The organism is Corynebacterium sp. HMSC061H03, from assembly GCF_001838215.1.
Lineage (GTDB): Bacteria > Actinomycetota > Actinomycetes > Mycobacteriales > Mycobacteriaceae > Corynebacterium > Corynebacterium jeikeium_D.
Window position 1 is genome coordinate 36,554 of the sequence record NZ_KV836073.1, and the last position, 13,047, is coordinate 49,600.

The 13,047-nt window shown below is 58.5% G+C and carries 8 protein-coding genes; 2 read left to right on the forward strand and 6 right to left on the reverse strand.

What is annotated here, in order from left to right:
• Nucleotides 1–182 precede the first annotated feature (182 nt).
• The 4 genes from HMPREF2787_RS06180 to HMPREF2787_RS06195 form a co-directional block, all read right to left on the reverse strand.
• A complete protein-coding gene (locus HMPREF2787_RS06180) occupies nucleotides 183–1,355 on the reverse strand; it encodes an alpha/beta hydrolase (protein WP_048732793.1) in 1,173 nt (390 codons plus the stop codon).
• 142 nt (nucleotides 1,356–1,497) lie between these two features.
• On the reverse strand, nucleotides 1,498–3,054 hold the full coding sequence (gene glpK, locus HMPREF2787_RS06185; RefSeq protein WP_048732791.1) for a glycerol kinase GlpK: 1,557 nt from the start codon (nucleotides 3,052–3,054) through the stop codon (nucleotides 1,498–1,500).
• Between the two features lie 84 nt (nucleotides 3,055–3,138).
• Nucleotides 3,139–3,888: an MIP/aquaporin family protein gene (locus tag HMPREF2787_RS06190; protein WP_187404451.1), complete on the reverse strand. Its 750-nt coding sequence runs from the start codon at nucleotides 3,886–3,888 to the stop codon at nucleotides 3,139–3,141.
• 246 nt (nucleotides 3,889–4,134) lie between these two features.
• On the reverse strand, nucleotides 4,135–5,871 hold the full coding sequence (locus tag HMPREF2787_RS06195) for a glycerol-3-phosphate dehydrogenase/oxidase (protein ID WP_016421655.1): 1,737 nt from the start codon (nucleotides 5,869–5,871) through the stop codon (nucleotides 4,135–4,137).
• Nucleotides 5,872–6,299: 428 nt separating this feature from the next.
• Between HMPREF2787_RS06195 and HMPREF2787_RS06200 the strand changes: the two genes are divergently transcribed.
• Both HMPREF2787_RS06200 and HMPREF2787_RS06205 read left to right on the forward strand, forming a co-directional pair.
• Nucleotides 6,300–7,949, forward strand: a complete 1,650-nt coding sequence (locus HMPREF2787_RS06200; RefSeq protein ID WP_070858774.1) for a 1-acyl-sn-glycerol-3-phosphate acyltransferase — start codon at nucleotides 6,300–6,302, stop codon at nucleotides 7,947–7,949.
• A 6-nt stretch (nucleotides 7,950–7,955) separates the two neighbouring features.
• Entirely contained in the window at nucleotides 7,956–8,789 is an 834-nt protein-coding gene (locus tag HMPREF2787_RS06205) for an HAD family hydrolase (protein WP_049190951.1), read from the forward strand.
• Nucleotides 8,790–8,841: 52 nt separating this feature from the next.
• Here HMPREF2787_RS06205 and HMPREF2787_RS06210 read toward each other — a convergent pair whose 3' ends face one another.
• Together HMPREF2787_RS06210 and HMPREF2787_RS06215 are read right to left on the reverse strand one after the other, a co-directional pair.
• Nucleotides 8,842–11,295, reverse strand: a complete 2,454-nt coding sequence (locus HMPREF2787_RS06210; RefSeq protein ID WP_070858779.1) for an N-acetylmuramoyl-L-alanine amidase — start codon at nucleotides 11,293–11,295, stop codon at nucleotides 8,842–8,844.
• Between the two features lie 85 nt (nucleotides 11,296–11,380).
• Nucleotides 11,381–12,886 carry an N-acetylmuramoyl-L-alanine amidase gene (locus HMPREF2787_RS06215; protein ID WP_070602322.1) on the reverse strand — a complete coding sequence of 502 codons (1,506 nt, stop codon included), beginning with the start codon at nucleotides 12,884–12,886 and terminating at the stop codon, nucleotides 11,381–11,383.
• Between the last annotated feature and the right edge of the window lie 161 nt (nucleotides 12,887–13,047).

Sequence of the window (13,047 nt, forward strand, 5' to 3'; positions counted from 1 at the left end):
ACCAACTATACGCACAGTAGTTTGTATTGCCAAGTACTGCATGCTTTATACGGCGCGGAGAGGGCAGGGCAAAGAAAATGAGGGGCAATTGTCAGAAGACAATCGCCCCTCATTCCACCGGGTTAGCTCTATGGAGAACTCGTAACTGCTAGGAAGCGGTTCGGTTCCTATTTGGCGTTCATTTAGATGCGCGCATCAAGCCAGGCAATAGCCGTCGCAATGGCCTCGTGCTGTGCCGGCTCGTTGAAGGTCTCGTGGAACTGGCCTTCGAACTCGATCAGCTGCTTGTCGGTGGACGAGATGCCGTTGTACCAGTCGCGCGAGAAGAACGGCGGCACAATCTCATCCTGGCCGCCCATCATGACCAGGGTCGGCTCAACAAAGTCGACGGAGTTGGTGCCGTTGTAGGTGGCGGCAAAAGCCATCTGCTGAGCCATGCCGAGCGAGAGCTTGGAGTTGTTGTACGGATCAGTTTCGTACTCATCACGCACTGCCTGCGAAGAAGAGGTCTTCGAACCCAGCGGGTTGCCAAGCTGAATCAAGTCGCTGCCGGGTAGTGATGGCACGCGCATCTCGGTGCGGTTCGGCACTTCCTTGAGCATGCGAGTGTTGAATGTGGTCATGTCCTGGAATGGCAGGCGCTGGTAAATCGTCGGCTGCGCCTCGCGCTGGACATCGGTCATGGCCTCTGGGGTGATGGTTTCGCCCTCGTCCGTGCCACCGTAGGGGTTGAAAAGAGCGCCACCACCGTTGGCGACAATGCCATCGACACTGCCCGGGTACTTGATGCCGTGGAAGTCCACGGCAAGGCCGCCCATGGAGTGGCCGAGCAGGAAGGTCTTCGTGCTCGGGTTCTCCGCCTTGGCCTTTTCGACGAGCATGTGCAGGTCATCGACAAGCGAGTGGAAATCATCAATATGGCCACGGGCAACTGGGGTTCCTTCGACCTGGCCCGAGTGGCCGTGCCCACGGTGGTCAATGCGGTAAACGTTGTAGCCGGCGTTCAGCAGCTTGCCGGTTACCCACTCGTAGCGACCCAGGTGTTCTGCAGCGCCATGCACGACGACGACAGTGGCTTTGGCATTCGGGATGGTGTTGGACTTCCAGTAAATCTGGGTGCCCTTGCCATCCTGTGAGGTCATGTAGCCGTCGGTGACCGTAACGTGGCGTCCGTCAACCGTAGTGGTTGGTGCCGGGGTGGTGGGCAGCTCGACCATTGCAGTGGACTGCGGGTCGGGAGTTGGTTCCAGCGGGTTCTTGATGAAGTCCGTTGGGGCTGCTGATGCTGCCGGGGTGGCCAGGGCCAAAGTCAGGGCGGTGGTCACACTCGCAGTGAAAATTGATGCGCGACGCATGATTGCTCTTTTCTGTTTTCAATCGAGGAGTGGATGATAGTTATAATAATTTTATTATAACAAACAAGCCCTGAATTTATAATAAAAATAGCCCGGAAAACCGAATAGGTTTTCCGGGCTATTTTTCGGCTCTTACGAGGACTTATTCAGGCTTCGGTGCCTCCTCAGCATCCGTATCCTCGACCCAACCGTAGGTGCGCTCAACGGCACGGTTCCACTGGTGGAACAGGCGATCGCGCTCTTCGGCCTCCATCTTCGGACGCCACTTCTTGTCAATCGTGATGTGAGCCTTGACCTCATCCAGGTTCGACCAGAAGCCAATGCCAAGGCCCGCAGCGTATGCCGCACCAAGGGCCGTGGTTTCAATGTTGTTCGGGCGTGTGACAGCGACATTCAGGATGTCGGACTGGAACTGCATGAGGAACTCGTTCATGGTCATGCCACCATCAACGCTCAGCGTTGTGATGTCCGTGTCGGATTCTGCGACCATGGCGTCGAGGACCTCGCGGGTCTGGTACGCAGCAGCCTCCAGCACAGCACGGGCAATGTGGTTTCGGTTGACGAAACGGGTCAAACCGACGATGACGCCACGAGCGTCCGGCTGCCAACGAGGAGCAAAAAGACCGGAGAAGGCCGGCACGATGTACACGCCGCCGTTATCCTTGACGCTCTTTGCCTTGTTCTCAATGGATGCCGCATTCGGAATCATCTGCAGCTCGTCACGCAGCCACTGAACAAGTGCGCCGCCCATGGAGACGGAGCCCTCGAGAGCGTAGACCGGCTTCTCTCCCTCGACCTGGTAGCAGACGGTGGAGATGAGTCCGTGGTCAGACCACTTCGGCTTCTCACCAGTATTCATTAGCATGAACAGCCCAGTGCCGTAGGTGTTCTTGGTGTCGCCCTCGCCGAAGCAGCCCTGGCCGAACATGGCGGCCTGCTGGTCGCCGAGGATGCCAGTAATCGGTCGCTCCGCAAGAGAACCGCGGGCGCGGATACGGCCGAAGTCGCCTACCGACGGTCGGATGTCAGGCAGCATCGACATCGGAATGCCAATTTCACGGCAAATGTCCTCATCCCACTCGAGGGTCTTGAGGTCCATCAGGAGAGTACGGGAGGCGTTGGTGACGTCGGTTGCGTGAACTGCGTCTTCGCCGTTGTCGCCCTCTGCACCACCGGTGAGATTCCACAGCAGCCAAGTATCGATGGTGCCGAAGAGTAGATCGCCAGCCTCAGCCTTTTCGCGAGCTCCCTCGACGTTGTCGAGAATCCAGCGCACCTTCGGGCCAGCTGGGTAGGAGTTGATACGTAGGCCCGTGGTCTCACGCCAGCGGTCAGCGCCTTCATCCCCCATGAGTTCCTTGCAGATCTCATTCGTGCGGGTGTCCTGCCAGACGATGGCATTGTAGACCGGTTCACCAGTGTTCTTGTCCCAGACGACAGTGGTTTCACGCTGGTTGGTGATACCGATGGCATCAATATCCTGGGAAGCAATGTCGACATCGGCGAGAGCTTCGCTGACTACTCGACGAGTGTTGGTCCAAATCTCCTGAGCGTCGTGCTCGACCCAGCCCTCTTCCGGGAAAATCTGCTTGTGTTCCATCTGTGCAACAGTGACGATTTCTGCGTCATGGTTGAAGATGATGCAGCGGGTGGAAGTAGTTCCCTGGTCAATGGCGAGGACGTATTTGCTGTGCGTCATGGGGGATACTCCTAGCGAAATTGTGTGTAAATGTGAGTGTTCAGGCTTGCGATATTTTATTGTGCGATATCTCTCATATTCCCGTTATCCGATGGCAAAGGCAAGAGCGCCTGCAGCCACGGCTGCCAGCATCGGTGCGACAATCGGGACCCATGCATAGGCCCAGTTCGGATTGCCCTTGCCCTTAATCGGGAGCACGAAAGCGTAGGCCAGACGGGGGCCGAGGTCACGAACCGGGTTGATAGCGTATCCAGTCGGGGAACCAAGGGAAAGACCAATCGACACAATGATGAACGAGACACCGAAGTAGGTCAGCGGGCCAAGCTCGCCGCCGGCTGGGCCGAACAGGATGAATGCGAGCAGAACGAAGGTCGCGATGAACTCGGTGACGGCATTCCAAAAGTTATTTGGATGAACCGGCGCGGTGAAGAAGTTGCCACCAGTTTCGGCATTCGCATTGGTCGGATTGCCGTTGTCGTCGACACCATTGGCATCGAACAGCTGCTTAAACGCGGCCCATGCCAGGATTGCACCTACGAATGCGCCCAACAGCTGACCTGCGGCATAGTAGGGGACCAGGCTCCAAGCCAGGCTGCCTTTGACTGCCAGGGCAACGGTTACCGCTGGGTTCAAGTGCCCGCCGGATACGTCAGCAATAGATGCGCCAGCGAAAACGGCCATACCCCAACCGAAGGCAATGCCCAACCAGCCTGCATTTGCAGCGCGGGTAGTCCGGAGGTTGATAGAGGCACAGACTCCGTTACCGAGCAGAATTAGAATGGCGGTTCCGAAAAACTCCCAGAGGAATGCCTGGGATCCTGTGATTGTCTCCATGAGATGTGAAACTCTCTGTGCGTCGTGACCGGGAAAGGCCACGAGGAATCGTGCAACGTAAACTTTTAGGTATAAGAAATGCCGGCGAGAACTGATTCTTTTCGCCGGCACTTTTATTTCGAGCCCATTAGCCCCTTGAAGTGCAAAGCCGTTTTCCCAAGAGGGAAAGCTATTTCGTTGTGGCTACAGCGTTGGTGGCCATCTAAGAACTAACTAGTACGGCCACCGGGGGCGGGGAGGGGCAAACTAGCGGTCGAGGCTGACGTCGACATCCGCGCGAGTCTCCACTGCATGAGCAGCAATCTCGTTAGCGGCCTTGTCAGTCAGCTCACGTTCAGCTGCCAGAGTTGCTTCGACACGCTCGATGAAGACCTTAATCTCCTTCTCCATCGTGTCCTTGTCCCAACCCAGAGCTGGGGCAACCAGTTCAGCGGTGGCCCGGGCGCTGTCGACACCGCGGTGTGCGTACTCCATGGAGACACGCAGGCGGCGCTCCAGGATGTCGTCGAGGTGCATTGCGCCTTCGTGAGTCACGGCGTAGAGAACCTCAGCGCGCATGTACTGCTCAGCAGCCTCCAGCGGCTCGAGCAGGGACTTGTCCTCGGCTGTCGGAGCCAGAACCTCGTAGATGAGGGAGCCGTAACGGTTGAGCAGGTGCTCGACCTGCTTCTCGGTGATACCGAACTGCTTGGCCAGGGCTGGCTTCTGGTTGTTCAGTGCGTGGTAGCCGTCAGCGCCGAGCAGCGGGACATCTGCAGTGACGGACTCCGGTACCTTGCGGGGGACGTCCTGGACTGCAGCGTCGATGGTGTCAGCACCGATGACGCGGTAGGTGGTGTACTTACCGCCTGCGACGGAAACCATGCCCGGGGCAACGTGGGCAACAGCGTGGTTGCGGGAGAGGTTGGTGGTGGAGTCGGAGTCGCCTTCCACCAGTGGACGCAGACCCGAGTAGACGCCGACGATGTCGTCGTAAGTAATTGGACGGCGAACCTTGGCGTTGACGTGATCGAGGATGTAGTCGATGTCAGCGCGGGTAGCTGCCGGGTTGGCCAGGTTCATGGTCCAGTCGGTGTCGGTGGTACCGATAATCCAGTATTCACCCCACGGGATAACGAACAGGACGGACTTCTCAGTCACGAAGGTCATTGCCACCGAGCCCTCAAGAGCGGACTTCGGAATAACAATGTGGACACCCTTGGAGGTGTGGACGCGGAACTTGCCCGTGACGCCAGCCAGCTTCTCAATCTCATCGGACCAAATACCGGTGGCGTTGACGAAAACGCTGCCGCGGATGGTGGTGGTGGCGCCGGTGTCGGTGTCAAGGAGCTTCGCGCCGACGATGCGCTCGCCTTCCTTCACGAAGTCGACAACCTGAGTGGAGGTGCGGACGTCAGCGCCGAAGTGAGCAGCGGTGCGCAGGACAGTCATGGTGTGACGGGCATCGTCAACCAGGGTGTCGTAGTAGCGAACGCCGCCGACCACGGCATCTTCCTTCAGGCCCGGAGCCTGCTTCAGGGTGCCCTTGCGGGAGTAGTGCTTCTGCATCGGAACCTGCTTGGCGCCACCCATGACGTCGTAAAGGAAGAAGCCCGATGCCATGAACGGGCGCTCCCACACGCGGTGGGTCAGCGGGAAGACGAAGCGCAGTGGCTTAACCAGGTGCGGTGCCAGGTGCGACATGGACAGTTCGCGCTCGCGCAGGGATTCAGCTACCAGGCGGAAGTCCAACATCTGCAGGTAGCGCAGACCGCCGTGGAACATCTTGGAGGAGCGGCTGGAGGTACCGCCTGCGAAGTCACGAGTTTCAATGACCGCAGTCTTCAAACCACGGGTTGCGGCATCGAGCGCAGCGCCAGCGCCTACAGAACCGCCGCCGATAATGACGACGTCGTATTGCTCGGTACCGAATTTCTCCCAGGTCTTTTCATGCTGTTCCTTATTTAGAACTGCAGATGGGGCGAGAGATGAAGAGGACGACATTTTCCAATCCTTCCCGGTGGGGGCGTTGATTTTTCGTCGAAGAGAATTTCTCGGCTCACGGCTCAGGTTACCAAAAATCGGCTTACTTGTAAGCGGTAACTTACGGTTACGTAGATATAAACAATGGGTCAAAAAGCCAAGAAAACCCGCCCCAAAATGTTGTCTGGTTTTCCGCAGGTAGATAGGTATGTTAATAGAGGTTTACTACTTTTAGAATGAATACCCACCAGCGGAGCCCACCCCATAACGGGGGTAGTAAAAGCGACTATGGGGTGTACCGGGACTGTATGGCAGGTGCGCAGTACGTGCAGGGGGATGTACCTGGTTTTACACATGGATATGGGCCTGTAACGACATTTATTCATGGGTCTCAGATACCAGTACATATCGCCCCGCTAAGGGGTGCGAAAGATTGTAGAGTAAAGGCCATGTTCAAGGATCCTGTGTACTTAACGATTATCGGATTGGCGCGCACCGTCTTCTTTGCCCAAGGTTTGAAGTTCACCGTTAAGGGCTGGGAAAACGTGCCGAAAGACTCTGGCGCCGTTCTCGTTACTAACCACACCGGATACATGGACTTCACCTATGTCGGTCTTCCATTCCGCAAGCACCGCCGTTTTGTCCGTTTTATGGCGAAGAAGGAAGTTTTCGACCATTCGATCGCAGGACCAATCATGCGTGCTTGTAAACACATTCCGGTCGATCGCACCGACGGCTCCAAGTCTTTCGAAGAGGCCTGCGAGAAGCTGGAAAACGACGAGTTGGTAGGCATCTTCCCGGAGTCGACTATCTCTCGCAGCTTTGAAGTCAAGAATCTGAAGTCGGGTGCGGTGCGTATGGCGCAGCGCACCGGCAAGCCCATCATCCCAGTGCTGATTGTGGGATCCCAGCGCGTGTGGACGAAGGGGCACCCCAAGCATCTCGGCCGCAGCAATACTCCGATTCATATTACGGTTTTGCCGCCGTGGACCCCGGAGGGCGATCCGGCAGAAGCCACCGAAAAGCTACACGAAATCATGGATCAGGGTGTCCGTCAGCTCTGGGACGAGTACGCAGCTGAAGAAGGTCCCCTGCCGAAGGGCGCCTACTGGGTACCGGCTCGCCTTGGCGGCGGCGCACCGACTTTCGAGGAGGCCCAGGCAGAGGACCTGAAAGTCGAAGAAGAGCGTCAGCGTATCCGTCATTTGCGCGGTGATCTGGCCGCATTCAAGGAAAAGCTAGCCGAGTCGGCACGTGAATTCGGCGATAGTGCGCGTGAGTTCGGCGATCAGACCAGGCAGCAGTTCCTTGATGCCTCGCAAACGATGAGCGCGGAGTCTGCTCGCCGAAGGGAACAGACGACCGCCTTGTTGGCGCAGTTCCGTCAGTCTGTGGAACAGATGGCTGATGATGTTGTCGCCGGTGCTAAGGAGAGCAAGGAGTCCGTGCGTACTGCCACGGATTCGATGCGCGTGACCTTCCGCGAAGCGTACGTGCAACTAGAGAAGGCCTCCGCCTCCGGTGTCGAACAGACGCAGCAGACCGTTTACCGTCTTATCGGCCAGTCGATGATGATCCGCGACAAGCTTCCACAGCGCTTGAACAGGCTCATCACCGCTCAGCCGGAGACGTTCATCTTCGATTACCCCGCATCGCTTGCCGACGACGCGGGCAATATCAGCGAAGAAAACATGAAGGCCTTGCAGCAGCTCGGCGATGCCGGAGCCACAATCGTTGTTCTGCACGAACCGGGAGATAAGCCGAATCTATCGGCTTTGGAGTCGGTTGACCTGCAGGTCGTGAAACTCCCGGAGGGCGCCAGCAAACTGGACGTCACAAATGCGGTGGTTAGCACGCTGCGCAAGCAGGCTCGCAAGGAAGAAACCGCGATTCTTTTTGCCGGTCGCTCGAACTTTGAGGAAGCCACACAGCGTGTCGGCATGCCGGTAGTTACGGCCGATGCGGACTGGTCCCTGCTGAAGAACGCGGATTGGGTAATCGACACTGTCGAGCATGGGGGAGTAGCCGCAACGCTGCAGTTGTTGCACGACCGGTTCTGCGATGACGGTGAAGATGGCAACAGTGAGGACGGCAAGTAGTTCGAAGTGACCGAGAGACTACATCCACTACTCGTAGCTTCGGATATTGACGGGACGTTCATCGACTCGCGGGAGCGGGTAACTCCCCGCCTGCGACAGGCCGTCACGCGAATGCTACGCCGCGGAACCCCGTTGGTGCTGGCCACAGGAAGGCCGGCTCGGTGGTTGCAACCAGTGCTCGAGCAGCTGCCGGTTCAGCCGTTGTGCGTGTGTGCCAATGGCGCCGTGATTTACGACTCCGGCCGTGATGAAGTGGTTGCCGCCAACACACTGAAGCCGGAGACGCTGCGATACGTCGTCAAGCATGCGCGCGAAGCGGCGCGATCCATCGGTGGAATCGGCATTGCGGCAGAGCGCGCTGGGACGTCGGCGAATGATGCCATCGATGAGCTTTTTGTGGTGGCGCCGTCTTATGACCATGCCTGGGAATCGGATGAGCACGGTGAGCTTGCTGAAGAGGCCGTGTTGTCGGAACCCGCGACGAAACTCTTGCTGCGAAACTCAGATGTGAACAGTGCCCAGCTATATGAGCTGGTCGCTCCCGCAATTGACGCGAGCTTGGCGCACGTGACCTACTCCATGCCGGACGGGCTTTTGGAAGTGTCCGCGCCGGGCGTGACTAAGCGCGCCGGGTTGGAATACGTGTCTGAACTGGTCGGAGCGACCGCGAAAGATGTGGTCTGCTTCGGTGACATGCCGAACGATATCGAGATGCTGTCGTGGGCGGGCACGGGTGTGGCCATGGGCAATGCGGCTGACAACGTCAAGGAGATTGCAGACGAAATCACCGCCACCAATGATGATGACGGTGTTGCTCGTGTGCTGGAGCGCTGGTTCTAGCTAGCCTCGAGGTTTTCCCGCGCCAGCTAGCTCCTCCAGCGCTCGAGGGCGCTTACTTCAGCTCGGTCTTGACTTCGCCGGTGGTGCGGTCGAAGGTGATTGAACCGTTCTGGAACTCAGCGCGCTCGATGTTTCCATCGACCACCTGGGTCTTCGTCGGGGCACCCAGCTTGCCGACCTCGAAGCCCTGGCGGGCCCACTCATCAGCAATCTTGCCCCAGATAGCGTGCGCGCCGGTGGTGTCGGAGTCGGTGATTACGCCGTTGGAGAACTTCACGTAGCGCAGGGCATCGGCCTGGCCAGCATTGTTCGCCACGGTAGAACCGCTCTGGATACCGGACATTGCGTAACCGAGAACGGAGCCCATTTCCTCGGAGACTTGGCGCCATTCGGCAGCCAGGTCGTTCTGCTCATTGATAGTGATGATCTGGTCAATCAGGACCGGCAGGTCAGCAATCGATGGGCCGTTTTCGATGGAGCGTCCAACGGCACCCAGAATCGCATCGGCGGTCTGTCCGAGCCCCGGTGCGCCGAGCATGCCCAGCGCCGAGGCCAGCATCGAACGTGCGCCCGAGACTGTCTCCAGAGCTTGTGCCTTCTGCTGCTCGTCGGATGCGCTCGGCGAGGAGGAGTTGCTCTGCTCGCTTGCCGACGGTGCGGAGGAGTCAGCCGTAGCAGTGTCACTGGTGTTCGTGGCGTCGGTTGGCTCCGAGGTATCCGAAGTGCCCGAGGTGGTCGAGTCGGAGCTCGACGTTGTCGACGAAGTGGTGCTCGATGCGCTCGATGCGCTCGAGGACTTCTCGGAGGACGAGGTCGTGGACGTACCCGTCGATGCCGAGGTGGTCGAAGTGGTCGAGGTAGTAGAGGTCGACGTGCTCGACTCGGTCGATTCGCTCGACTGCGAGTCTGTGTCCTCGGCGGTCTTATCGTCCTTTTCATCCTGCGGAACGAGGAGATCAATCAAGCCGTCAGGCCCCTCATTATCAATCTTTCCGCTGGTGAGTGTGTTGTACTTCTTCTCGGCAATCGAGCGGATCTTGCTCATCTGGGCGTAGCCAGCATCACCTGGGCAGGTGGTGTTACCAACGTCGCGGTGCGCGAAGATTGTCGGCAGAGTGACCTGCTGACCGTATCCGTACTTGGAGTAGCTGGTGCCACCCGAGGTCATCTGGATCTGGCCGGTCGGCTTAATGCCGGCGACCTTCAGGCGCCAACCAATCATATTGCCCACCGAGTTCAGTGCAGCCTCACTGGGAGCAACCGAAGAGTAGTTACCCATCATGGAGATGCCGAAAGTACCGGTATTGAAGCCACCTGCGTGTGCGCCCTGGACATTCTTATCTAGCCCACCGTAGCGGCCCTCGTAGATGTTGCCGTACTTGTCGACAAGGGCGTTGTATCCGATGTCGCACCAGCCCAGAGTCTGTGCGTGGTACTGGTAAATGCCGCGGACGATACCAGCGGACTGGCCCTCGGTGTAGTTGTTTGAACCGGCAGTGTGGTGCACGGTGGCACCGACAAGCTTGCTGTCGTAGTCCGCGCCCTTACAGCGGCTATTTTCGTTGGCTCCCCAGCCGGCACGGGTAATGACCTTCGGCATGCCCGTGACATTCTTGGCATCGACAATTGGGTCGATGCCGGATGCAGCAGCCTGGCCGTCGATTAGCACTGCGTCGACCTGGTCGATCGGCAGTTCATCGGCGACCGGCTCGATGTCCGTCCACTTCACTGGGAGATTCGGCGAGTCCAGATCTGCAGCGTCGTTAGCGCTCGGAGCAGTCGGGTCATCGAGTGCGTCCCCAGGAGCTGCATCCGGAGTCTGCTGGTAGTCGGAAGTGGCATCGTCAACGGCCTCGGCGACATCCTTGGCCGCATCCGTAGCGGAATCCTTTGCATCCTCCACGGCCTTCTTGGCGCCCTCGGCATTAATCTCGTCGAGGTTGAGCTTGGACAAATCCAGCTTCTCAGCGCCCTTGATGTCCTTCAGATCCACGCCGGAACCCGGACCGAAGATGTTGAGTCCGTGGGTGGAAACCTGAACACGCTTGGTTGGCTCGATGTAGATGAGCTCCGTTCCGTTCAGGCCGTTGCCATTGCCTTCAGCGGGGTAGTCCGGGTCAACGCTGAACCAGTCGGACCAGGAGCCGTCTGCTCGCTCGGCGCGGACGAAGCTGGCGATATCAGGGTCACCGGCCCACGTCAGCGCAAACTGGGAAAACTCAGTATCGGAGGTAATTTCCTTGACGACACCGCGGTTGGGATGAGCTTCGTCGGCAAGCGACTGCGTTGCGATTGCTGCATCTTCGACGAGAACGGAGACGCTGTCTGCAAGCGACTTGCTCTGGACAACGGGGTCGATGGGGCCGGCGCCGTTTTCCTCAATGAGGTCATAAGCGGCACCTGCGCCGACAACGGCAACGGGTGTCAGGGCAAGGGTCGCCACGGCAGCGAGTACCAAGGATTGCTTGGCACCTGCGCGGCGATTGATGCGGCGGCGACTAAACACGGTAATAACTCCTGGGTGATTACGAAAATCTGGTGTTACACCACAAATGTGATGTGGTTATGCCTGGATTGGATAAGCGGGGGACTTAGTTCTGAGGTGCGAACCAGGCCTGCGTAGCTTCGGCAGGGTTGGTTGGCAGGGATTCAGTTAGAAACTCACCAACAACCTCGCCTGGCGTGGGCGTTTCCACGTTTCCGAGGGAACCGCCGTTGTCGCCCGACTCGCCGGCGCCCGGAATCGGCGGAAAGCTGGCGGCCTCTCCGTCCTGGTTGTTCGGATCCGTCGAGCGGCCGGCAATATCCGCTCCACCGGCACCATCAAACTTGGCTTTGGCTGCAGCGCGGATGGCATCCATCTGCTGGTAGCCGAAGTTGCCCGGGCAGGAGGTGTAGCCGGTGTCGCGGTGACCGAAGATGGCCGGGAGGTTCACGGTCTGGCCGGAGCTGTAGCGTGCCTTCGAGTAGCCGGCGCTGGTCAGTGCGGCGGTGGACATCGGATCGACGCCGCCGACCTTCATGCGCCAGCCGACCATCTCGCCGAGTGCGGTGACGGCCGCATCCGGAATCTCCAGCTGGTCGTGATTGCCCATCACCGAGATACCGAAGGTGCCGTTGTTGAAGCCACCTGCGTGTGCGCCCTCGATGTTCTTGTCCAGGCCACCGTAGCGGCCCTCGTAAATGTTGCCGTACTTATCGACCAACGCGTTGTAGCCAATATCGCCCCAGCCCAGCGTATTTGCGTGGTAAGCATAAATGCCACGGACAATGGCTGGCCCCTGGGACTCTGAGTAGTTATTGGAACCCGCGGTGTGGTGGATGCACGCGCCCTTGAAAGTGCTGTAGGAGCTCGAACCGCTGCGGATGGACTCATCTGCGCCCCACGCTGCACGGCTGATTACATTTGGCGCACCGGAAATCGACGACTCGTATGCAACTGGCTGAATAACCTCGCCGGCCTGCTCTACGCCGTCGATGAAAACTGCCTGGACGGCGTTGAGGGACAACGCGGCCGTAGCGCTGACGAGGTCCTGCAGGGAACCGCCGATAGTGGCGGGGTCAAGGTTGTCGATACCAATGATGTTGCGGGGATCCAGACCTTCGAGGAGGTTCAGGCCGACAGTCGACACCTGCACGCGACGGGTGGGCTCAACGAACAGCAGCTCGGTGCCGGACTGCCCGGAGTTATTCATCGGACCGTGTGAATCAGCGTGGAACCACGGGCCAAAGCTGCCGTCTTCGCGCTCGGCGCGAACGTAAAGCTGCAGATTGTCATCGCCCGGCCAGGTGAGTGCGAACTGGGAGAACGGTTCGTCGCGGGTGATGTCCTTTACGAATCCGCGAAGCGGGTGCAGGGCATCGGTAATGGCATGCGTGCCGACGGCTGCGTCGTCAATCATCATCGTGACAGCGTCAACCAGCGGTGATGTCGAGATCTTGGCTGCGATGGGGCCTACGCCTGGGCTTTCAACCAGGGTAGGGGCCTGGCGAATACCCCATGTTGCTAGCGGAGCTGCGGCAGTAGTAGCTGCCAGTCCATAGAGGAAGGTGCGACGGCCCATCGACGGGGCATTGATGCGACGGCGAGTTGGCACGGTAAAAGCTCCAAAAAAATGGGGTACAGGGTTATCGACCCGAGGTCTACCCGGGGTCGAAGGGAAGGAAAGTTGCAAAGCAACAGAAAATTCTGAGGAGGATGTTACCAGTGTGACTAAAAAAATCTAGTGAGACATCTGTGTTTCCTCGTTAATTTTGG

What these genes read in the sequence shown, in the direction of transcription:
- HMPREF2787_RS06180 (WP_048732793.1), bottom strand. Translation starts at nt 1,355, where the DNA reads ATGCGTCGCGCATCAATTTTCACTGCGAGTGTGACCACCGCCCTGACT.
- glpK (WP_048732791.1), bottom strand. Translation starts at nt 3,054, where the DNA reads ATGACGCACAGCAAATACGTCCTCGCCATTGACCAGGGAACTACTTCC.
- HMPREF2787_RS06190 (WP_187404451.1), bottom strand. Translation starts at nt 3,888, where the DNA reads ATGGAGACAATCACAGGATCCCAGGCATTCCTCTGGGAGTTTTTCGGA.
- HMPREF2787_RS06195 (WP_016421655.1), bottom strand. Translation starts at nt 5,871, where the DNA reads ATGTCGTCCTCTTCATCTCTCGCCCCATCTGCAGTTCTAAATAAGGAA.
- HMPREF2787_RS06200 (WP_070858774.1), top strand. Translation starts at nt 6,300, where the DNA reads ATGTTCAAGGATCCTGTGTACTTAACGATTATCGGATTGGCGCGCACC.